This is a genomic window from Agrilactobacillus yilanensis (assembly GCF_003946725.1).
GTDB lineage: Bacteria > Bacillota > Bacilli > Lactobacillales > Lactobacillaceae > Agrilactobacillus > Agrilactobacillus yilanensis.
In genome coordinates this window covers 1-21,783 of sequence record NZ_RHOY01000019.1, presented here as the reverse complement: position 1 = coordinate 21,783, position 21,783 = coordinate 1, and the positions used below count along the sequence as shown (strand labels likewise).

The 21,783-nt window shown below is 40.3% G+C and carries 17 protein-coding genes and 1 pseudogene; 7 read left to right on the top strand and 11 right to left on the bottom strand.

Features of this window, described 5'->3' with window-relative positions:
* Positions 1-322 precede the first annotated feature (322 nt).
* The gene (locus EKM93_RS11330) at positions 323-1,963 is read left to right on the top strand and encodes a peptide ABC transporter substrate-binding protein (RefSeq protein WP_125715701.1); all 1,641 of its coding nucleotides are present in this window, start codon (positions 323-325) and stop codon (positions 1,961-1,963) included.
* A gap of 585 nt (positions 1,964-2,548) precedes the next feature.
* Here the strand turns inward: EKM93_RS11330 and EKM93_RS13770 are convergent.
* The 6 genes from EKM93_RS13770 to EKM93_RS11300 all read right to left on the bottom strand — a co-directional run bounded on the left by EKM93_RS13770 (position 2,549) and on the right by EKM93_RS11300 (position 7,902).
* Positions 2,549-3,253: a C40 family peptidase gene (locus EKM93_RS13770; RefSeq protein WP_318530800.1), complete on the bottom strand. Its 705-nt coding sequence runs from the start codon at positions 3,251-3,253 to the stop codon at positions 2,549-2,551.
* Positions 3,254-3,636: 383 nt separating this feature from the next.
* Positions 3,637-4,203, bottom strand: a complete 567-nt coding sequence (locus EKM93_RS11320; protein ID WP_225423709.1) for a guanylate kinase — start codon at positions 4,201-4,203, stop codon at positions 3,637-3,639.
* Positions 4,204-4,262: 59 nt separating this feature from the next.
* Positions 4,263-5,195 carry an NlpC/P60 family protein gene (locus EKM93_RS11315; protein ID WP_455423370.1) on the bottom strand — a complete coding sequence of 311 codons (933 nt, stop codon included), beginning with the start codon at positions 5,193-5,195 and terminating at the stop codon, positions 4,263-4,265.
* 17 nt (positions 5,196-5,212) lie between these two features.
* Entirely contained in the window at positions 5,213-5,491 is a 279-nt protein-coding gene (locus EKM93_RS11310; protein ID WP_125715698.1) for a hypothetical protein, read from the bottom strand.
* 254 nt (positions 5,492-5,745) lie between these two features.
* Positions 5,746-6,996, bottom strand: coding sequence for a tyrosine--tRNA ligase (gene tyrS / locus EKM93_RS11305; RefSeq protein ID WP_263853584.1), 1,251 nt, complete (start codon positions 6,994-6,996; stop codon positions 5,746-5,748).
* A 357-nt stretch (positions 6,997-7,353) separates the two neighbouring features.
* Positions 7,354-7,902, bottom strand: coding sequence for a biotin transporter BioY (locus EKM93_RS11300; protein WP_125715697.1), 549 nt, complete (start codon positions 7,900-7,902; stop codon positions 7,354-7,356).
* Between the two features lie 148 nt (positions 7,903-8,050).
* Here EKM93_RS11300 and EKM93_RS11295 point away from each other — a divergent pair, with 148 nt between their 5' ends.
* On the top strand, positions 8,051-9,013 hold the full coding sequence (locus EKM93_RS11295) for a biotin--[acetyl-CoA-carboxylase] ligase (protein WP_125715696.1): 963 nt from the start codon (positions 8,051-8,053) through the stop codon (positions 9,011-9,013).
* A gap of 413 nt (positions 9,014-9,426) precedes the next feature.
* Here EKM93_RS11295 and folP read toward each other — a convergent pair whose 3' ends face one another.
* The 5 genes and pseudogenes from folP to folB all read right to left on the bottom strand — a co-directional run bounded on the left by folP (position 9,427) and on the right by folB (position 13,890).
* Positions 9,427-10,578 (bottom strand): dihydropteroate synthase, encoded by a 1,152-nt coding sequence (gene folP, locus EKM93_RS11290; protein ID WP_125715695.1) that lies wholly within the window; start codon positions 10,576-10,578, stop codon positions 9,427-9,429.
* The gene (locus tag EKM93_RS11285) at positions 10,575-11,162 is read right to left on the bottom strand and encodes a non-canonical purine NTP pyrophosphatase (protein ID WP_125715694.1); all 588 of its coding nucleotides are present in this window, start codon (positions 11,160-11,162) and stop codon (positions 10,575-10,577) included. The genes folP and EKM93_RS11285 overlap by 4 nt, the downstream gene beginning before the upstream one ends.
* A complete protein-coding gene (locus EKM93_RS11280; RefSeq protein ID WP_164507077.1) occupies positions 11,155-12,468 on the bottom strand; it encodes a bifunctional folylpolyglutamate synthase/dihydrofolate synthase in 1,314 nt (437 codons plus the stop codon). Before EKM93_RS11280 ends, EKM93_RS11285 begins: the two co-directional genes overlap by 8 nt.
* Positions 12,469-12,472: 4 nt before the next feature.
* Positions 12,473-13,534: pseudogene (gene folE, locus EKM93_RS11275) on the bottom strand (GTP cyclohydrolase I FolE).
* Positions 13,534-13,890, bottom strand: coding sequence for a dihydroneopterin aldolase (gene folB, locus EKM93_RS11270; protein ID WP_125715692.1), 357 nt, complete (start codon positions 13,888-13,890; stop codon positions 13,534-13,536). The pseudogene folE and the gene folB overlap by 1 nt, the downstream one beginning before the upstream one ends.
* Positions 13,891-14,480: 590 nt before the next feature.
* Between folB and wsfD the strand changes: the two genes are divergently transcribed.
* From wsfD to EKM93_RS11245, 5 genes are read left to right on the top strand one after another with little or no spacing between them, the layout of a single operon-like run.
* Complete coding sequence (gene wsfD, locus EKM93_RS11265) at positions 14,481-15,920, top strand: glycan biosynthesis hexose transferase WsfD (protein ID WP_125715691.1); 1,440 nt, start codon at positions 14,481-14,483, stop codon at positions 15,918-15,920.
* On the top strand, positions 15,920-17,488 hold the full coding sequence (locus EKM93_RS11260) for a hypothetical protein (protein WP_125715690.1): 1,569 nt from the start codon (positions 15,920-15,922) through the stop codon (positions 17,486-17,488). The genes wsfD and EKM93_RS11260 overlap by 1 nt, the downstream gene beginning before the upstream one ends.
* 12 nt (positions 17,489-17,500) lie before the next feature.
* Positions 17,501-18,754, top strand: a complete 1,254-nt coding sequence (locus EKM93_RS11255) for a glycosyltransferase family 2 protein (protein ID WP_125715689.1) — start codon at positions 17,501-17,503, stop codon at positions 18,752-18,754.
* Complete coding sequence (locus EKM93_RS11250; RefSeq protein ID WP_125715688.1) at positions 18,693-20,825, top strand: cellulose biosynthesis cyclic di-GMP-binding regulatory protein BcsB; 2,133 nt, start codon at positions 18,693-18,695, stop codon at positions 20,823-20,825. Before EKM93_RS11255 ends, EKM93_RS11250 begins: the two co-directional genes overlap by 62 nt.
* The gene (locus EKM93_RS11245) at positions 20,815-21,672 is read left to right on the top strand and encodes a GGDEF domain-containing protein (RefSeq protein WP_125715687.1); all 858 of its coding nucleotides are present in this window, start codon (positions 20,815-20,817) and stop codon (positions 21,670-21,672) included. The genes EKM93_RS11250 and EKM93_RS11245 overlap by 11 nt, the downstream gene beginning before the upstream one ends.
* Positions 21,673-21,783 lie beyond the last annotated feature (111 nt).

Below are 21,783 nucleotides of genomic sequence, written 5' to 3'. Positions count from 1 at the left end.
ACATGTTGTCAGCAAAAAAACAATTAGATTTATTTAATGTTATTAAGTTGACTCACATCGTAAGATTATTCATATAATTCTAGTAAAAGCACATCATATACACTTAATATACTCTAATGTAAATATATTATGCAATAAAATAAGCGATTTATTTTAGAAAAATTAGAAAATTATAATTTAAAATGTCGTTATTCTGTTAAATATCCCCAAAATGAGATGATTTTAAGTTTATGATTAGTTTTAAATGAATTTCAAAAACTGAGATTCCTCAGCAAAAATCCTTATTCTATAGTAGAATTTAACATTAGGGAGGTTTTTAACCATGGCATTCAAAAAAATTCTTACGGCAATTGGTGTTATTTTCAGTACCGCGCTTTTACTCAGTGCGTGTAGTCAGCAAAACGCAAATGATACCTTAGCAAAAAAACAGATTTTTAACCGTATGGAAAGCGATACAATTCAAACAATGGATCCATCTAAAAGCACGGATAGTATTAGCCGACAAGTCCTAATCGACACAATGGATGGTTTTTACCGTTACAATGGTAAACAACTGCAGCCAGCCATCGCCACAAAAATCGCTAAACCGACGAATGGCGGTAAAACATATACAATTACCCTACGTAAAAACGCCAAATGGGCCAATGGGCGCCCAGTCACTGCCCAAAATTTCGTTTACAGCTGGCGTAGAGCTGTCAATCCTGCCACAAATGCCAGTTATGCTTACTTATTTAACGCAGTTGTCAACGCCCCTGAAATTATGGCTGGCACGAAAGAACCCGAGACTTTGGGCATTAAAGCTTTAACAAAGCATACCGTTCAAATCAAGCTTACGGAAGCCGTGCCCTACTTTAACAGCTTAATGACCAATCCAGCTTTCTTCCCCCAAAACCAGCAATATATTCAAAAAGTAGGGGCTAAGTACGGCACTGAAGCCAAGTACACCCTCAGTAACGGCCCTTTTATTTTAAAAAACTGGACTGGAAACAATAAAAAATGGTCTGAAACTAAAAATAAACATTATTGGAATGCCAAAAAGGTAAAACTTGATCAAATTACCGTCCAAGTTGTTAAAAATCCAAATATCGCGTTAAACCTTTACCAAAAAGATAAATTAGATGACATCGTGCTCACCGGTCAAAGTGCGCAACGGACTAAAAATGATGACGCCTTTATTCGGCGGGAACGTTCGCGTGTCTTTTATGCAGAAATGAATCAAGTAAAAGACACCGCCTTTCAGAACCAAAAAATTCGCCAAGCCTTATCTTTAGCGATCAATCGTAAAGAAATTACCTCTCGAATTCTTGGTGATGGCTCACTGGTCGCCCACAGTGTCATTCCACAAGGCTTAATGTCTAACACTAAAAATCAAGATTTTGCCAAAATTGCTGCCGATACCGCAAAAACTTATACCACTTACAGTAAAAGTCGCGCCCAACGCTTATTTGCAGAAGGTCTAAGCGAAGCTAATTTACAAAACTTAGAAGTCACTTTAGTCACCGATAATTCCACCAGTGCCGCTGCAGTAGGTGCCTATCTTAAACAAGCATGGACCACAAATTTACCAAATTTAACCGTAAATCTAGAAACTGTCCCTCTGAAGGAACGTTTAAGTCGTTCTGAAACTGGCGATTTTGATATTGTCTTAAGTTCGTGGAACGCAGACTATCCTGATGTGGTGAGCTTCTTAGACCTCTTTACAACAGGTAACAGCTATAACGATGGTGGCTGGTCTAATGATGAATATGACCGTTTATTAACCACCAGTGCCACGACAGACGCCTTAAACAAAACCGCCCGTTGGCAAGATCTCATGAACGCCCAACAAATTCTAACCCAACAGCAAGGCATCATCCCACTTTATCAAAGCGTTGAAGCCCACCTACTCAATCAAAACGTAAAACAACTCCCCTATAGCCCCGCCAACACCTATAACTTCGTACCAACCTATATCGTAGAATAAAGAGCGCGACAAAAGACGGGGTGATTTTGAGCATAGCCTAGGCTAACGCCGTGAGCGGTCTTCGCTTACAAGTTAGACGTAGCTAAGCGCAGAAATCAGTCTTTTGGAGCGCGTTTAAGCCAGAGCGCGAGACAACACGGGTGATTTCGTAATATAACCTAGGTTTGGCAGGTAGTCGCCTGCGACTAGCAACAAAGCGTAGTTATATGTAGAAATCAGTGTTGGTGAGCGCGTTTCAAACCCAGAGCGCGACAAAAGACGGGGTGATTTTGAGCATAGCCTAGGCTAACGCCGTGAGCGGTCTTCGCTTACAAGTTAGACGTAGCTAAGCACAGAAATCAGTCTTTTGGAGCGCGTTTAAGCCAGAGCGCAAGAGCTTACGGTTTGACAATGCACATAACCTAGACTTACGACTAAAAAGATGATTTCAATTTTCAAATAGAAAATTAAAATCATCTTTTTGTTTTACATATTTATATTCATAACAAAAAAACAGTACCCCACCATTAAATACCAACTTATATAGGAAGGTATTTAATCATGAGCTACTGTTTTTATCTATTTTTCGGATTAAATTAGCTTAAATTAGATGGCACGAACTGCAAATGATGGGTAGAAGTAGCCAGATAATGTAGCTGTCCGTACAACATCACCAGGTTTTGGTGCATGAATGTATTGGCCATTACCAATGTATAAAGCAACATGGTAAGTAGCGCCACGGCCGCCCCAGAACAATAAGTCGCCAGGTTGTGCATCGTTAACGCTGATTTGTGTCCCAGCACTTTCTTGAGGGACAGTCCAGCCGCCAATATTACGGCCTAAAGCGTTTTGGAATAAGTAGTACATCAAGCCAGAGCAATCAAAAGAACTTGGGCCTTTAGCACCCCATACATAAGGTTTGCCTAATTGTTCTTTAGCAAGATCAATAACTTTTTGAGCGTCACTTGTATTGCTTGTTGCTTGAGAAACAGAATAGCCGTCAGCCATTAATGAAGCCATAACCCATTGGTTGTTGGCAACTTTGTACCAAGCAGTACCATTAGCATCTGTTTTTGTTTCCATAACTTTCCAAGAAGAAGCAGTTGGTAAATAGTTAACAACTGAAGCACTTGAACTAGCATCAGAAAATACTTGAATCGCATCACCGGACCAAGAAACCGTTGCAACGTCACCAGCAGTAGCAGCTTGGACAGTACCGTTATCGTTGTTGTTATTAGTAGTAAGGCCAGCAACACCAAGGATACCAGCAGCGGCAATAGCCATCGTTAATTTTTTGATTGAGAATGTCAAGTTTGTTTCCTCCAAAGTTTAAATTCGTATATTTATGTTTTTTTATTTACTGTATTGTGTTTTTTCTTTGTTCAAAGTTTAATTTTTCTTAACCAACGAGTCTTATAATACACACTCTATGTTTCAGGAGTGTTACAAAACGACAAAGGAAATATTACACTTATCTTGCACGACTGTCACAATAACATCTTGTTTGGTAAGTTTTGCACAATTTATTTAAACTAAAACGCAATGGTACCAACGTTATTTCTAAAGAAAATATTAAGATATTTATAAAAACATAACAAAATTAATTTTTTAGTTAACTTCATAAAAAAGTCAAAAAAAATAGATATTCGGAAAAAAATCCAAATATCTCGCAAAAACAGCCTTATTATTTCAATTCAAACGGTGATTGTCGCCATAAATTGTGCTAATTTTGTTTTAGTAACCGCCCAATCATCATTGATTAATACCGTTACTTTAGAACGTAACATTTGTGACAGTTTCAAATCTCGAATATACTCTTTGCTCTCTAGACGCTGCTGTAATGCCGTCGCACTATCGCCTCTAGCTTGCATTCGTGTCCGTAGTTCCTTATTATCTGGAACCGTTAAATACAAGATTTGCATGAGTTCAGGGAACCGACGCAAGTAACTTTCAGCGCCCTTCGTATCTAAAACTAAGCAAGCTTGATCGTGTTCTGCCAATGCGCGCTTTAAGCCCTCTTCGGAGGAACCATATAAATGACCACTATAACGTACATATTCTACAAAATGATTTTCAAAAAAACTAGCTTCCGTTTCGAAATAATAATCTTTACCATTACGTTCATTTTGTCGTGGCGGTCGGGTGGTATGTGTCAATACTCGGCAAACGCCAAAATGCTGGTGCAAATATTGACTCACCGTGGTTTTACCCGTTCCAGCAGCACCTGTAATTATAATCAGTCGTTTATGATTCTCGGTCAATGCCATGCACCTCAGTCAAATTATTTCTTCTATCATAACATAACTGTTCACAAATTTACTTATAATCGACGTCCAAAATCCGGCCGATAATAGGCAATACTGCCAATTTTCACAGTTTGCCCAGGTTGTGGTGCGTGAATGTATTGGCCATTTCCGATGTATAACGCCACATGATGGGCTGTGCCGACACCACCCCAAAATACTAAATCACCGGGCTGTAAATCGCCAATAGCCACATATTTACCTTGGGTACTTTGACCTTGTGACACTCGAGGAATCGTTCGGCCTTCTAATTTGTAACAATAATAAATCAATCCTGAACAATCAAAACCTGAAGGCGTTGTCCCGCCCCAGACATAAGGTACACCCAAATACTGTAACGCATCTTGAATAATTCTGTTGTTTGCGGCGCTGTCTGATAAGACCTCTGCAATGGCTTGCTTGTAAGTCGTATTATCAGCAATACTTGCTGAAACATCACTTGTCCCCATCGCATTGGTTGATGTTGCAGCCAGCTGGTCTTGCCGTTCTTGTTCAGCCTTCGTTGCTGCCTCAATCGCTGCTTGATTATCTTGAGCTGTTTTTAATTGTGCCTCTAAGTCTGCCGTGGCTCCTTGATTTTCAGAAAGCTGTGTTGTTAATTGTGTCTGCGCCTCACTAGCTTTTGCCTTTGTGTCATTAAGCTGCGCTTGTTGCGTTTCCAAATCAGCTTTAGCAGCGACTAATTTTGTCTGCTGTGCTTTTTTTGTTGTTTTTAAATCGGTCAAATCTTGTTGCGTGGCCTGTAGCACTTTAATTGCTGTTTTATTAGAAGCACTGATTTTTTTGACCGCCAGTGCTCGACTTAACATTTCAGAAAAATCGCTGCCGCTTAACACAAAATCAGCATAGACATTCCCTAATGCACTTTTTTCAGATTGCTTTTGTAAAGCTCGCAGCCGCTTTTGCATCGCTTTTTTACGGGCTTTAACATCTGTTTTTGTTGTTTTAATTTTTTGATTGAGTTTATTTATTTTTGTCTGACTAGCTTGAATTTGTTTTTCATTTTTTCTAGTGCCAGCGTCTTGTTGCCGATCTGATTGTTGATCTCAGTAATTTTATCTTCTTGTGCTTGAATTTGCGCTTGCAAAGTGGTTGTTTGGTTTTGATTTTCCTGCAACGCGTTTTGCGCTGTAGTCACTTGATCATCCGCTCGAACCGGTGTGGTAACGCCAAATAAGCCGATAACTAGTAACAAGCTGAGGGGGCCAATAATTAGACTGACCCATCTTTTACGCGTATGCCGCATTGGTTTTTCCTCCTAAATTTATAGTACGTCAAATGGACTAGTACTTTTTGCGTCTACTAGTCCTCCCAAAAAAATCTTTCATTTTCCATTTCCCGATGGTCCATTTCTAATTCTAATCATACTCAAAAAAAACCCCAAAAAATTTCAACTTTGTACAGAAAACTTATGCAAAATTGAATGTGGCACAAAAAAACGGGTAGCACCAAGGCTTACCCGTTTTTTATTTTCTTAAATTTTTAACAACTTCGCAACTTTTAGTGCTTGACACGCAATAAAGTGTACTTCTTTTTACCTTTTCGAATGATCACGAATTGCCCGTCAAAACTTGTGCTAGGATCTACTTCAAAGTCCAAATCTTGTTGCCGCTGGCCATTGATGTAAATCGCACCGTTTTTAATATCTTCTCTTGCTTGACGCCGAGAAGGTTCAATATTTGTATCATCCACTAATAATGTCACTAATGGCCGAACTTCATTGGCAATTGTAACGCTTGGCATATCTTTGAAGCCTTGTTCAATTTCTTCAGCCGTTAATGCGGTTAATTCACCAGAGAATAGGGCTTTAGAAATATGTTCAGCTTGTTCTACGGCTTTTTTGCCATGCACAAATTCAGTGACTTCTTCTGCCAAACGGCGTTGTGCTTCCCGTTTTTCAGGTTCTGTCTTAACTTTTTCAGCTAATTCCGCAATTTCAGTTTTACTCAAGAAGGTGAAATACTTCAAATATTTCACAACATCCCGGTCATCTTGATTTACCCAAAATTGATAGAATTCGTAAGGTGTCGTTTTTTCAGGATCTAACCAAACGGCACCGCCGGCTGTTTTCCCAAATTTTGTGCCGTCTGCTTTTAGCATCAATGGGATTGTTAAGCCATAGACTTTGGCTTCTTGGCCTTCTTGACGATGGATCAAATCTGTCCCAGAGGTGATATTCCCCCATTGATCAGCACCGCCAATTTGTAATTGAACGTCATGTTCCTTATACAAAGTCAAGAAATCAATAGATTGTAAAATTTGATAAGTAAATTCTGTGTAGGAAATACCTACTTCCAAACGTGTTGCAACAATTTCTTTACCTAACATTGTATTTACGTTGAATAATTTACCGTAATCCCGCAAAAAGTCCAATAGGCTAATTTTAGACAGCCAATCATAGTTGTTCACAATTTTGAAGTTTTCCGTACCAAATAAGTTTTCCATTTGGCCAGTTAGCGCATCTTCATTATGTTTAACTTGCGTCATTGTCTGTAAAACCCGTTCTGATTTTTTCCCTGAAGGATCCCCAATGGCCCCAGTACCGCCACCGATGACGATAACGGGATGATGCCCTGCTTGTTGAAAACGTTTCAACATCATAAATGGAATTAAATGTCCGATATGCAATGAATCACCAGTTGGATCCACACCGCAGTATAAAGAAATTTTCTTTTCTTTAACCAAATCCCGTAAACCAGCTTCGTCCGTCATTTGGTTAACGGCATTACGCCATTCTAATTCGTCAATGATTTGTCCTTGTGCTACTTTTTCCAAAAAAATCACCCTTCATTATAAAATTAACAACAAAAAAGTCCCAGCTCATCTAAAATTAGACAAACTGGGACGAATCATCGTTTTGATCCGCGGTACCACCCGCATTATGCTGTTGCATCAACTTTTGATGGTTAACGACATCACCCAGTCCTTTTTGGTAAAGGACACTATTTATACTTTTAAAACCCCTTGCGTACTTCATTGTCATAAGATTCATCGGTTTTCAGCAGGCCCGACTCTCTGTGAGAAGCGCTTATTCAATTACTGCACAAGAGTAAGTAGCTTTAGGATAACCGAAAAAAAATATAAAATCAACCCATTATTCTAGGATTCTTACTTCAATAATTCTCGAATTTGGCCATGCCGCTGCAAGTTTCTAGCAATAATTACAGCTAAGACCGCCTTGATCGCATCCCCTGGTACAAAAACGGCCCCAATGACTAATGCCTTGTTCAAGCCAATATGGCTTTGAATGGCCAAGCCGACAGCCCCCAAACCATCAATGACCACCAATGCTGTAAATAAAACGACAAGCATCAACCGCCACCAATGCGCTTTTGCCTGCAATAATCGGCTCATCACGGCAATTATTGACGGTACGAGTAAATAGGCGAGCAGATAGCCGCAAGTCGGTCCAACAAACATTGCCAATCCGGCCCGACCACCGGGTAAAAACGGAAAACCTAAAGCGACTAAACCTAAAAAGAGCCCCACCGCTAATGTTCCTCGGCGCGCACCAAACAAAAGACCAGCTAATAGGATCCCTAAATTTTGAATCACGATTGGTGCCGGAATGAACCCCAATGGGATTGGTGGAAATAGACCTAAGATGATGATAATTGCCACCATCAGTGCCACTTGTGTTAAATGTTTCGTCTGCATTTTCAAATTACTCCCTCAGTTGATAATAAAAATATACCGATAGTTAACCATCCTGTCAATTGATAGTTAACAAAAGAGCGTTAATCGCTATCTATCTTCTGTTAGATTTCGTATAATAAATATATATACTAAATCGGAGTTGAGTATTTTGTCAGAGTTATTAACAATTTTTATCCACAATCAGGGACGCTGGCTATCTGGGGAACAGCTGGCTGAGCAGTTGCAAATTAGTCGGCCGGCCGTTTGGAAACAAATTCAAAAGTTAAAACAGCAAGGTTATCAAATTGCTAGCCAACAAGGTCTAGGTTATCAGTATTTAGGTACTGAAAATCTAGATCAAGCTATGATTCAAGCTGCGTTACCGTCAGATTTGGCGGTGACAATTCTAACTTTTGATCAGCTAGGTTCTACAAATGACTACAGTAAACAATACTTAAGTCAGCATCCCATCAGCCAACCGGTCGTTATTTTGGCTGATGAACAAACTAACGGTCACGGTCGATTAGGCCGCAGTTTTTATGCCCCTAAAACAACAGGGCTTTATTTCAGTATTTTATTACCCCTGCAGCCAAACGAAAAAGTTATCCCCAGCTTGATGACCACCGGCACTGGAACGGCTGTCGTCCGCACGTTACGTCAGTATTTTCCCCAGACACCGGTACAACTCAAATGGATTAATGATATTGTTTTGAATCACAAAAAATGTGGTGGTATTTTAACCGAGGCCATTACCGACTTAGAAAGCGGCCAAATTTCACATTTGATTGTAGGTGTTGGTTTAAATTTATCCACAACTGAATTTCCCGATGACCTTCAACACATTGCGGGGGCTTTAACAACGGAACCTGTTAATCGTAACCAATTAGTTGTTCAGTTAATTCAGCACTTTTTTGCAATGTATGCGACTTATCAAACTGGCGATTTCTTAACAGATTATCGTAATTTTTCAGCCATTTTAGGCCGTGAAGTGACGATTGTCTCCGGTTCACAAACAACTACCGGCACGGTTATTGACTTTGACTATCAGGGGCAATTAGTGCTGCGCGATGCCGATGGTCAAGTCCAGACAATAAACAGCGGTGAGGTCAAACTGACTTCGGGTACAGCCTAAAATTATGTAAATTAAATAGCGGTGAAGTCAAAATTTACATTTGATTTCATCGCTATTTTTGTTGTTTTCTGAAATGCGTTTCAAGCTACTGACAATTTACCTAACTACGAATCTCTTGTGTGTCTGACGACACCCTGCAAGATTCTAGGTTAGTGCTCGAGGCTTTCCCGTGTTAGTCTTTTGAAACGCGTTCCCAAAGACTGATTTCTGCGCCTAGCTACGTCTAACTCGTAAGCAAGGCCCGCTCACAGCGTTAGTCTAGGCTATGCTCAAAATCAAACCGTCTTTGGTCACGCTCTGGCTCTAAAACGCGCTCACCAACACTGATTTCTGCGCTTAGCTACGTCTAACTTGTAAGCAAAGACCGCTCACGGCGTTAGCCTAGGCTATGCTCAAAATCAACCCGTCTTTTGTCACGCTCTGGTGATTTCATCGTTTTCTTTATCAATCAAAAATGAGTTATTAATTGCATCTAGCAATTTTATCATGTCTGCGGTTGCTTTTACGTCATGAACGCGGATTAGTCGGCCGCCTTGTTGGATCATGGCTGTTTCACTGACGATTGTAGGTAGTAGGCGTTCTTCTTTACTCAAGCCTAATAATTTCCCATAAAAGCCTTTATTAGACACTGCTACCATCGTTGGCCGTTGGAAGATGTTTAATTGGTCTAATGTCCGCATAAACGCAAAGTCTTGGATGTTATCTGCGTTTGCTGAATAGCCCACGCCTTGATCTAAAGCGATGGCTTCATATGGTAAACCTGCATCTAGTAGTAATTGTAGATTCGTCTTAAAGAAGCGCTGCACATTACTTGTTAAGTCCTCTGTATAGGCCTTACCTCGATTTTCATGCATCGTCAGTACTGCGGGCTGATAAGTCTTTAATAACGTCAACTTTTCAGGATCATCCCGAAAACCGTTCACATCATTAATAATATCTGCGCCTGCATCTAATGCCGCTTGCATCACTGGTGTTTTGTAGGTATCTACTGCAATTAAAGCTTCTGGAAAATGTGCTTTAATTGCTTTAATTTCTGGAATGACCCGTTCAATTTCTACTTCCGGTGTAATTGGTTTAAATCCGGGCCGGGTCGTCTGGCCGCCAATTTCTAAAATTGTGGCGCCATTTTCAAGATCCACCGCAACTCGACGTAAAACATCGTCCACTGTATTTAGGGCGCCACCATCATAAAATGAATCTGGAGACGTATTAAGAATATCGTAAATGACCGGTTTTGTAGTTAAATTCAGCGCAAAATTTTGCCCCCGCCACCATAGTTGATGCGCCTGCCAAATTGTCTTTAAAGTCGTTAATTCTTTTGCATCCGGAAAATGCTGTTGATACTGTTGATAAAAAGCTTGGAATTGATAAATATTAAATAAAACTCTATATTGCCGATCCATCACCGTTACATAAACATCTAAATCCCGCCACAGTGCGGTTAACCAATGTAATTTCTGTCGTGTTAAGGCGCTAAATGTCAAAGTTACTTGAAATGGGTCAAAAATAGTTTTATCTTGTAGCTGCTGACTTTGAAGCTCTTCTTGAATATTCGTAATTATCACCTTTTCACATTAATCAGTAGATTTTCAATCGCCAATCGACGTTGTTCATATTTTTGCCGCTGCTGCAAAGGCAGTTCAGCTAGCGTTTGGCTTAACCCTGCTGGTATCACAATCTGGTCCAAATCAAAGCCGCCGGTGCCCCGACTTTCCAGGGCCACCTTACCAGTTAAGGTTCCAGTTCCAGTATAGGTGCAAGTGCCAATTTTTAAAACTAAATAAGAGGTTAACGTAATTTGTCGCTGATCAGCCGGCACATCTGCTAGCAGTTGGCATAAATAAGCCGCATGACTTAACGGTGCCCCTGCTGCTAAATCTCGATGGGTCTGGGCATTAAACATTGTCGGCAATGCGGCTAACGATAGTCCGGAGTCATCCCCTAGTACCGGCAAAGTTGTTTGTAACTGCTGCTGAATAAAGGTCGCTTTTTGCAGCGCATTTTCTCGATAGTCCAGCTGCTCTTCAGGAAATACTAACCGTTGATGGTACTTTTGATAACTGACACCATGAAGCTGGTAAAGCGCCAATAAATCACTAATTTCTTTTGTCTTACCTAGATTATTAGAGGCAATCAAAATTTCAATCATCGGTTGCTAGCACCGCCTTAACTAAATAAAACGAGCCACCGATAAAAATCAAAGGCTGTTCGTACTGCTGTGCCATGGCTTTAGCTCGACGTAACGCAATCTCAGGCAGCACCGCTGTTTGAACCGATTTTGCCTTAGTCCAATTTTCCTGGACTAATTGCGTCAACTCAGCAGCAACCATCGCCCGCTGCGGCTGATCAGGGGTCGTGGTAATCACATCAGCTGCCAAATCTTTCAATAACCGCAAATTTTCAGCCACATTTTTATCTTTCAAAAAACCCAATACTAAAATTAATTGAAATTGCGCCGCTTCTGACTTTAATAAAGTAGCCACATTTTTTAAAGCATCCGGGTTATGGCCGCCGTCTAAGTAAATAGGCGGTTGTGTTTGTAACTGCTGCCAACGCCCGATAAATTTCAGCTGTGCTAAAGTTTGTTCAATCATTTCCCGGGAAATTACCGAACCAAACGGCTGCTGATTATACACTTTCACAAAGGCCAAAACTGTACGTAAATTTTGAACTTGAACACTGCCTACTAACCCTAAATGCAACGGTTGGGCCTGCCATAATAAATCACTGCCATGTAAATCACTGTGGGTCGTTGTTAAAGTAATCTCCAAACTATTGTGATAAGTCGCTGCTTTTTGCTGTGCCTGCTGCTGTATGATTTGGCTGACTGCCAAATATTGGTTTGGATAATCAATAACTTGGGCGTCCGTTCGAATAATTCTAGCCTTCGTTAACGCAATACTTTCAATATCATCGCCTAATAATGCCATATGATCATAGTCAATATGGGTAAAAACATCATAAGCCGCTGTGGTGATCGCATTGGTGGCATCAAATTCACCACCCAAACCACATTCCAGCACAACCGCATCCACTGACGCCTGGGCAAAATAAAGTAGCGCAACCATAAACCATAATTCAAAAATGGATAAACTTTCCAATGGTAAATTTAAAGTCTGTAAGCCCTGGGCGACTTGTAAAAAAGCGGCATTAAAGGCCTCATAACTGATCATTCGCTGATCAATTTGAATCATTTCCCGATCATCATTAATTGCTGGACTCGTAAAGCTACCAACGGTTAGTCCAGTGGCTTGTAGTAATTTAGCAATCATCAATCCCGTTGAGCCTTTGCCATTCGTCCCGCAAATATGAATAATGGGATATTTCATGTCCGGTTGCCCGCAAGCCGCCAAGAGCCGCTGTAACAAGTCAATCCGTTCGGTGGCGCCGTACTGCATCCCGCTAGTAACTTGGGTTAAGTTTTTTAAATAGCGTTTTTTTGCTTCATTAACCATCGCATTACACATCTTGCAGCTGCAACATCAAATCCTGCCGCGCCTGAGGTTCTTTGAAACGCCCCGTGTAATAAGCGGTTCGGGTTTGGCTGTTCATTTTTTTAACGCCCCGCATTTCCATACACATATGCCGCGCTTTAACAATCACCGCTACCCCTGCAGGGTTAAGGATTTTTTCTAATTCTTGGGCAATCTCTGAAGTGACATTTTCCTGCAGTGTTGGTTTTTTAGTGACAAAATCTACCAAACGCGGAATTTTACTTAAACCAATGATTTTACCATCTTTTGGCATGTAAGCCACGGTCACGCTACCGAAAAAAGGCAACAAGTGGTGTTCACACATACTATAGAAGGGAATATCTTTTACTAAAACAATTTCATCTTGATCATGCTCTGAATCAAAAATTTTGTAATCTTCAAATTCAGTCGTTGTTACTGATTCAAAAACTTCTCCATACATTCTAGCCACACGTTCTGGAGTTTCTTCTAAGCCAGCTCGATCAGGATTATCCCCAATCGCTGTCAAAATCTGTTTAACTGCCTGCTCAATTATCTTTTTTTGTGCTGCTTCCAATCTCTTTCACACTCCATTAAATACTTGTAATCTTTGACTATCACCTAAACGTGCATTGGCTTGTACCACTTTAGAATAATAGACACTTGTTTTAGGTAGAATATCTAATAACGGCACTAACACGAACCGCCGATTATAAACTTCTGGGTGGGGTAACGTTAAAGCAGCCGTTTTTTGGCTAAGCTGATCAAAAAATACAATGTCCAAATCAATCGTCCGTGGCCCCCAATGTACTTTGCGCACCCGGTGTAATTGCTGTTCAATGTCGTGGATGACCGCCAACAAAGCCAACGGTTCTAACGTTGTTTCTAAAGCAACGGCCCCATTTAAAAAATCATCTTGAACCACACCACCAACTGGCGCCGTTTCGTAAAAAGGTGAAACTTTTGTGACTAAAATTTCAGGCTGTGCTTTTAATAACGCAATGGCCTGATTTAACTGCTGCAAGCGATCGCCCAAATTTGCGCCAATACTTAAATAAGCCGTTGCCATTAGTCTGTAACCTCAATTTCCACATTATCCATAACGCCATTGATCGGGGTATTTAATTTACGAATACGAACCGTAATTTGACTGATTTTTTCTGAAAACTCAGCCCGTAAGCCCACAATAATGTCATGGGCCAAAGCTTCCACTAGATCCACCCGGCTATCCGTTACAATTTGGGCAACTTGCCGATAGACATCCCCATAACTCAAAGTTTTCGTCAAATCATCATGAATTTCGTTATGATTAATCGGCGTTTGGATAATAAGATCAAGTTGTAAATCTTGGCCAATCTTTTTTTCTTCCGTATAAACACCAATATGACCATGAAAACGTAAATTATTTAACCGAATTGTTAACAAAGCGCCTCACCTCTTAGATAAAATAAAGTCAAATTCCGAATAATAAACTGCTCTCATCTTACCACAATAACTAAGTCTGGGATAGCATCGGTCCTTGCTCAGATAAGTACTTACTATAATAAAAAGGTTCAAACTTATTGTTTTAAATCTTGATTTATGATATTGACGCTATTTTAAACAAAATTCATGGATAAAATAACGTCAAACTATCTTTTTTAAGCGCCGCTTATGCATTTTGTGTTATACATCAGCGGTCTATACTGATTAGTAATTTGTGATCTGTTCTAGAAAAGTAGTGCTACCAATTTAATTATACTGTTTAAACCACGATTTCCGCAGCTTTAGTTTCAATTTATTTTTGGAATTATTAGTAATTTTCTTGTTATTTTCACACAATAGTTGTGCACAATCATTATAGTGTGTACACTATTTTGAACAACTTTAAATTAATCATTAGAATTAAAGGCTATAAATTTCTTCAAGTACTTACTATTCTAAATAGTTATCATATTGTATTTCAATTTTAAATATCATAAAATGTAAATTATTAATATGTTCAAATTAACCTGTGGGAGCAACTCTGTATAAAAATGAAAATTATCCGAAAATATGTCTCACCAGCAGCACTCGCCGTTGGTCTGGCCGCTATCATCGTGGGTTATTTATTGTTTTGGCCGCCCATCAACGGCTACGCCGACAATGGTGGCTTTGAAAAAATTCTACAAGCCAATAATCTCTATCCCTTACACGACACTAACGCCGCATATGTGGCCCAAAAATACGGGCTCATGCACTACTATAATCCTGATTTTGGACAGCCTTTTTCAACCCAGACAATTTTTATTCAGCTGGCTATCTTATTAAATCGTCTTTTTTACAGTCAACAAATTTTTGATATTCGCTTTTTAGGGCTTGTTTATTTAGGTCTATTTTTAGGCGGTGTTCGTTTGCTCGTTAAAGCGTTGACTAAAAACGATCGGCGCATTCGTAATTATCTTATCGCACTACTCACCGTCTTTGTCTTAGGCGATAGCTCTTTTACGCTATATTTTAATTCTTTTTATCCCCAAGCTGGCAATTTAATTTTAATGGTTTACTGCGTGGCGATTCTTCTAATTATTGCCCATAATCAATTTAAACGTCGTTGGCTATGGCTGGCTTTATATTTTTTAAGTGCCTTTGCGCTATTAATGAACAGCTATAATAATAAATTGCTCTATGTCAGCTTAGCCATTAGTGCCTTAGGGCTGTTTGCTTTACCTAAATTTCGCCTGCAGCGCTTTTACTTAGCCATTGGCATTGTTTTAATTGTCATTGGCGGCTTCTGGACAAAATCTTTGATCCCAGCAGACGTGGCTGCGGTAGACCATTATCAAAGTTTTACCCGGGGCGTTTTGGTGGAATCCAAAAATCCCGACAAGAAAATAAAAGCTGGTGGCATTGATGGTCAATACACCTTAATGCGTAATAATAATTACTATCCGGATAACTATACCGAACTAGCCCCAAACACGGCACATGTCCAAAAAAATCTGTTAACCAAATATAACTTACTTTGGGTTATAAAATATTACGCCGGTTCGCTACATCAATTACAGCTGATCTTAAACGATGCCAGTAAAAACACGATGATTACCAAACTAGATTCTGTGGGTAATTATCCAAAATCTGCCAAAAAAACCGCTTCGGCGCAAACAAAGTATTTTACCTTATTCAGTCAATTTATGGGGGCCTTTTTCCCGACAACCTTTGGGTTTAGCATTTTATTAAGTGTCGCCTTTATTATTCTTTACTTTGTCAGCTTAATGCGAACTTACCGTCAAAATAAAGTTCAGGCTGTTATGAAATTATGCCTTGTTGGTGGGATGACTACGATGGCCATTGTGGCGACAATTGGTTTTATCTTTAAATTTGGTTTAACCAACTTATCCCAATACCTCAGCATTGTTGCTTTAACTTGGGATTTAGCTTTTCTAATTTTTATTTCAGACAGTTTAAATCATCGACTCTGGGGCGGAGGTAAGGCCTAATGCGAAAATCTAAAGTTGCCTTATTTTGCCTTTGTCTTTGCTTAGGGCTGTGCTGCTTTTTATTAGCTTCACCTAAAGCCGCTACGGCTGCCACACCAAGTCCTAAAGTACTCCTAGTCTATGATTCCAAAAATGTAGCCGCTGATGGTCAAAAAAAATTAGATGGTCTCCAACGTTTATTAACAAGTTTTCATTACAAAGTAACCACCGTTCGGCTGGCAGACTATCAACGTCAGATGCTCACTTCTAAAAAATATCAAGGGGTGGTGACTTTAATTAACTGGCCGGAAGCCCAGCTCAGTAATTCAGCGTTTGACACTGATCGACAAAACTTCACTGGTATCAAATTGCATATTGGGGCCAATCTTAGTGATTCCGAGCTGCAGGCATTACAAAGCGAACCGCTGCAAGTTTATCATCAACAATTCACTATTAGCGGCAATCAGCAAAAACAGCTGCTGCCTTTTAGTGCGTCCATTACCCTTTTAAAAAACTGTCCGGATACAGCGACACATGTTGGTCAACTGACCACGCAAGAAAGCACCCCAAGGACTTATGATTACGGCACTGTTGTCGATAATAACGGCTATATTCCGTATTTTTCTACCAGCGGTCTGAGTATGATTTTAGCCGCAGATGTTGTGGCTAAATTGACCCATCAAGAAAAAAGTTTGCAGCCCGTGTTAGCAATTACCGGGGTCACGCCTTACAGTGATTTAACCGCTTTAAATCGTTTAACTTTGGCACTTTACCGTAAAGGTATCCCCTTTATGATCAGTACCACCAGCGTTGCCGATAATAATGATTTACCGGCGTTTAGACGTTTTGCCAAAGCTTTACGTAATGCTGAAAATCGGGATGGTTTAATCTTTTTACAAACCCCCACGGCGACACGGGGGGATGCTACCAGTGGGACAAAATTGGGCCAACAAATGCAAAACACCCTGGTGAATCTTGGACAACTAGATGTTTTTCCGGTTGGTATCAGTACGCCCGGCTATTGGAATCAAGATTATGTTTACCGAAACCACGCGTTACAATATGCCAGCCATGTTCTATTGCTGCCTAATCCTGAAACGCTAAACTATGCCCAACAAGATAACCAAGCGACCACCTTTGATTCTGCGATTTACGGGATGCCAATCAATAGTTTAACGTCAACTCAAAGTACAGCGGATATTCATTTTCCCATGCTTACTGCGGTGACTGTTTCCATGCCTAACACCACTGCTGGTGTGGATGGCGCGGTCCGTAAAATTGAAGCCTTAAAAATCAATTGGTTTGAGCCGACTGCACGATCAATCCAAGCTAAAATTCAAGCCGGTGCCATTACTTATGAGTATAACCAAGGCAACTATTACTTGAATGGTACCGAAGTAGAAATCACAGAAAATCCTAAGCAGTGGCAAATGCCAAGAAGCCCGCTGACAGTGACGGGACAGCTGAATAATTTCTTTAAAGTTCAATCCAATGTATTACTTGTTATTTTCTCCATCATTTTTGTTGTTTTAATCATATTTATTTTTGTCGGTCGCCGTATTTATCGGCGGATGTTTGTTAAAAAGTAATGGGGTGATCTTATTTCCATCTTAGATGTTCTTCTATTGATTGCGATTCTTGCGATTTGGAGTATTTTGATCGTTAATTTAATTTTAACGATCTCCGGTTACATTTATTATTTACGCTGGCAGCGCCGACCTGAACCGAAACTCCCCGAGAAACCGCCATTTGTTTCAGTTATGGTGCCCGCTCACAATGAAGGTATTGTAATTGTCAAAACCGTTCAGGCCCTTTTGAATTTTACTTATCCTAAAGATCGCTATGAAGTAATTGTGATTAATGACAACTCTGATGATAACTCCGCTGAGTTATTGGCCAACTTGCAAGGTTTGTACAAAGGCCGCAATTTGACGGTTATTAACACCGATAATGTCACCGGCGGGAAAGGTAAATCCAACGCGCTAAACATTGGTGTCCAACAAGCTAAGGGCTCTATTCTATCCGTTTATGATGCAGATAATACCCCGGAAAGCAAAGCCCTTAGTGTCCTCGTGGCAGAACTAATGGCCCATCCAAAGTATGGTGCGGTTATCGGTAAATTCCGAACTCGGAATAAAACGGCGTCCTTATTAACACGCTTTATTAATATCGAAACGCTAGCCTTTCAATGGATGGCCCAAGCCGGCCGGCGTCAGTTGTTTAAACTATGTACCATTCCCGGAACCAATTATGTGATTCGCCGTGATGTCTTAGAGGCTGTTGGCGGTTGGGATGTCAAAGCGTTAGCTGAAGATACTGAAATCAGTTTTCAAATCTATCGCCGTGGCTTTCAAATTGGCTTCCAGCCGTTAGCGGTCACTTGGGAACAGGAACCACAGACGTTAGATGTCTGGTTCCGCCAACGAACACGTTGGGTAAAGGGCAATATTTATGTGATTTTAAAAAACCTGAAACTGTTATTTGATAAAAAAGCCCGAGGTATTTGGTTTGATCTTTTATATTTCTTATCAATTTATTTCTTGTTAATGACGTCACTAGTTTTGTCTGATATCGTCTTTGTTTTATCGGTTTCAGGCACGGTACATTCAAGTTTACAAGGCTTTAGCAATATCGTCTGGCTCTTTGCCGTCGTATTGTTTGTCATTAGCACTTTTGTGACAATCACCACTGAAAAAGGCGAAATGACTTTTTTGAATTTGATTATTATTATATTTATGTATGTCGTTTACAGTCAGATGTGGTTGGCTGTAGCACTCTATGGGATGGTGGGATATGTTCGTGAACAAGTCTTTCATAAAGAAGCAAAATGGTATAAAACGAAACGTTATCAATAAGTTACTGGTGGTCTTAAGCCTTGGCTTAGGCCTATGGTTTTTCAGCAGTCCGGCAAATACAGCCCAAGCCGCTGAAACGTATACACAACCGTTACAAAACCAAACAGTCTCTTTATCCGGTAACGCTGTTGAAACTAACTTATATTTTATTAAAATGGGCTATTGGCAAGTTAATAAAGTTACCTTCAATTTAAATTTTCAAGTGTCGCAATTAAGTAATCGGCAAACCTCTGACATTACATTATCGTTAAACGGGGTCAAATTCTTTTCTTTCAGACCAGAAGCTGAAACCGGCGTCCAGACGAAACAAGTTGAAATTCCAGTGGACCTGCTGCAAGATACAAACAATTTAAAAATAACCGGTCAAATTTTGAACCAGACCGACGATAACAGCTACAACGTTGCTACAACACCAGCGAACTGGCTGACGGTTTATTCTGGGGCGAACATTAATTTTGACTATGACTTACAAGCCCCTAGTGACACGATCAACTCTTTTTATGAGCATTTTACCGGTGCAGATACCATTGTGAACCATCAAGCAGCGATTATTTTGCCCGAACAGGCAACCAATGGCGAACTCACAGCCAGTATGTACGCTTTGTCTGGCCAAGCCCGGACAATTACCACTGAAAACGAGGAATTACCTATCACTACTTTTGACAGCGATACGGCTAATAACGCAGATTACCAACTAATTATTGCCCGCTATGATCGGTTACCCGACGCCGTTAAGCAGGCCATTCCCGAAACAGAACTGGCTAATAACCAAGGACTCTTAAAAATAATTTATACCGACAAGCATCATCAACTTGTTTTGACAGCTAAAACAGCGGCCGGCCTTAAAAAAGTGGCTCGTTTCGTTGCCAATCAAGAACTCATGTCTGAAACGAATCAAGCGACCAAACAAATTAAATCTCAAACACAAACATTCACCTCTAGTTTGCAGTATGACGGCCATTACCAACTGACCACGGCAGACGCTCAGCTCACCGGTAAAAACCATCAAGAACAGGCTTATTTCGTCAATTTACCGATTGATCGAACGAATGCCAATGGTTCTCAAATTAAAATTGATTTCCGCTACGCTAAAAATCTAGATTTTAAAAAATCTCTAATTACCGTCAAAATTAATGGGGATCCAGTGGGCAGTAAACAGCTTACTTTAAAAAAGGCCGACAACGATAGCTTAACCGTCTCCTTGCCTGAAAATAAAGCGCTGGGCAATAGCTTCACCATCCAAATCGCCTTTGATCTGCAGCTGCCTAGCAATGGTAAAACCGATAATGACCAGACGCCATGGGCAACCATTGTCAACACCTCTACCGCAGAGATTAAATCCAAACCAGTTGCGGATCTACTCTTTAGCAACTACCCAAGTACTTTCTTAAAAAATCAAACCTTCAACAACATTGCCGTTGTCCGGCCAAAAACATTAACGTCCTATGATTATCTAACTTTGACCAATATCTTTAATTTGATCGGTAATTTCACGCAAAGTAACACCGGTAATATTACCTTTTACGATCAAGAGCCAAGCAAAAAAGTACTAGAAAATAGCAGTGTCATTGTTTTCGGAACGCCAAAAGCAAACCATTTTATTCAGACATTAAATGACAAGCTCTATTTTAAATATAATAAAACTTATACCCATTTCTTATCCAACGAAAAACTCAGCATTGAAAGCAACTATGGTAAAACAATCGGCACAAATCAATTGCTGCGCTCCCCATACAATGCGGAAAAAGCGCTACTTGTCGTGACAGCTGCTAAAGTTAAAGACGTCTACCTAGCAGCTACGCAGATTAACTACCAAAAGAACATCCAAAACTACACTACCGCCGATGCTATCGTGGTGGACCAAGACAATAACCATATGAGCTATCGTTTCAAGAAACATAAAGCCACCAATCAAAAACAATCCGTCCGTCAAACCATTACAAAACATTCTCAATTAATTATTTATTTGGTCGTTGCTTTAATGATTCTAGTCATTCTTGGCTTTGCGATCTTTATGATGTTAAAGAAGAATGGATTTTTAAAACATCGAGGTGACTCTGATGAACAATAACAATGACAAGCGCCTAAATTTAATGGCCGACGTTTACCTCATCTTATTTTTAACAGCCATGGCCGCTGTTGCCGTCTTATTTGGCTTTATGCCCCACTATGTTTTATTAAATACAGTTTATCTAGGCATTGCCATCTTATCTATCTTGATCACTTACTTCTTTGGCATCATCCCCGGTCTCATTGAAAATTTGATCTTCATCTTTGCCCAGGCGATCGTCATGCTCTACTTAAACCAAACTACCAATCACGTACCTTTAGGGCTTGCCTTTTGGCTGTTAGTACCATCACTTTTATCCTTTATCTTTTATGGCATGACCACCAAACAACAACAGCTGCAAAAGCGAAATGAAGCACTACGGACAACCTTAGCCGAACAAGGGGCTTTTGACGCCGATACTTCTTTACGCACCACCGTTGCTTTTTTAGAAGACGCCAAAGTTTTTATTGAAAACAACAAACGCTTTGACCTGCCAGTCGCTATGGTTGTCTTCAGAATCCGTTATTACAACGAACTTAGACGCATGATGACCGACGTCCAACTACGCGAACTACTGAAAAACACCTCAAAAATTATCACCAGCACCACCCGAGACAACGACGTCGCCTACTATCTGGATAACACCACCCCCACCTGGGGCATCATCTTACACACCGATGAACCCGGCGCCCACATCGCCGCCGACCGCATTAAAAACGCCTTCTCAAAACAACTCCCCCAATCCGGCCAACTACAAAACATGAACATCACCCTAATCACCGGCATATCCGGCTGGGACAGTGAAACCATGACCGAACCCTACGACCTAGTGAACAAAGCATTGAAAGAAACAGAATACGACGTATAAATCAGAGCGCGAACTAGAGCGGGAAAGCCTCGAGCACTAACCTAGAATTATGAAATAAGTGCACTTCGCTTATGAATAATTCGTAGTTAGGTGAGAGCTTTGCTCTAGTGA

What these genes read in the sequence shown, in the direction of transcription:
- EKM93_RS11245 (WP_125715687.1), top strand. Translation starts at nt 20,815, where the DNA reads ATGAACAATAACAATGACAAGCGCCTAAATTTAATGGCCGACGTTTAC.
- EKM93_RS11250 (WP_125715688.1), top strand. Translation starts at nt 18,693, where the DNA reads ATGTTCGTGAACAAGTCTTTCATAAAGAAGCAAAATGGTATAAAACGA.
- EKM93_RS11300 (WP_125715697.1), bottom strand. Translation starts at nt 7,902, where the DNA reads ATGCAGACGAAACATTTAACACAAGTGGCACTGATGGTGGCAATTATC.
- EKM93_RS11285 (WP_125715694.1), bottom strand. Translation starts at nt 11,162, where the DNA reads ATGATTGAAATTTTGATTGCCTCTAATAATCTAGGTAAGACAAAAGAA.
- wsfD (WP_125715691.1), top strand. Translation starts at nt 14,481, where the DNA reads ATGAAAATTATCCGAAAATATGTCTCACCAGCAGCACTCGCCGTTGGT.
- EKM93_RS11260 (WP_125715690.1), top strand. Translation starts at nt 15,920, where the DNA reads ATGCGAAAATCTAAAGTTGCCTTATTTTGCCTTTGTCTTTGCTTAGGG.
- EKM93_RS11330 (WP_125715701.1), top strand. Translation starts at nt 323, where the DNA reads ATGGCATTCAAAAAAATTCTTACGGCAATTGGTGTTATTTTCAGTACC.
- EKM93_RS11310 (WP_125715698.1), bottom strand. Translation starts at nt 5,491, where the DNA reads ATGCGGCATACGCGTAAAAGATGGGTCAGTCTAATTATTGGCCCCCTC.
- EKM93_RS11280 (WP_164507077.1), bottom strand. Translation starts at nt 12,468, where the DNA reads ATGGTTAATGAAGCAAAAAAACGCTATTTAAAAAACTTAACCCAAGTT.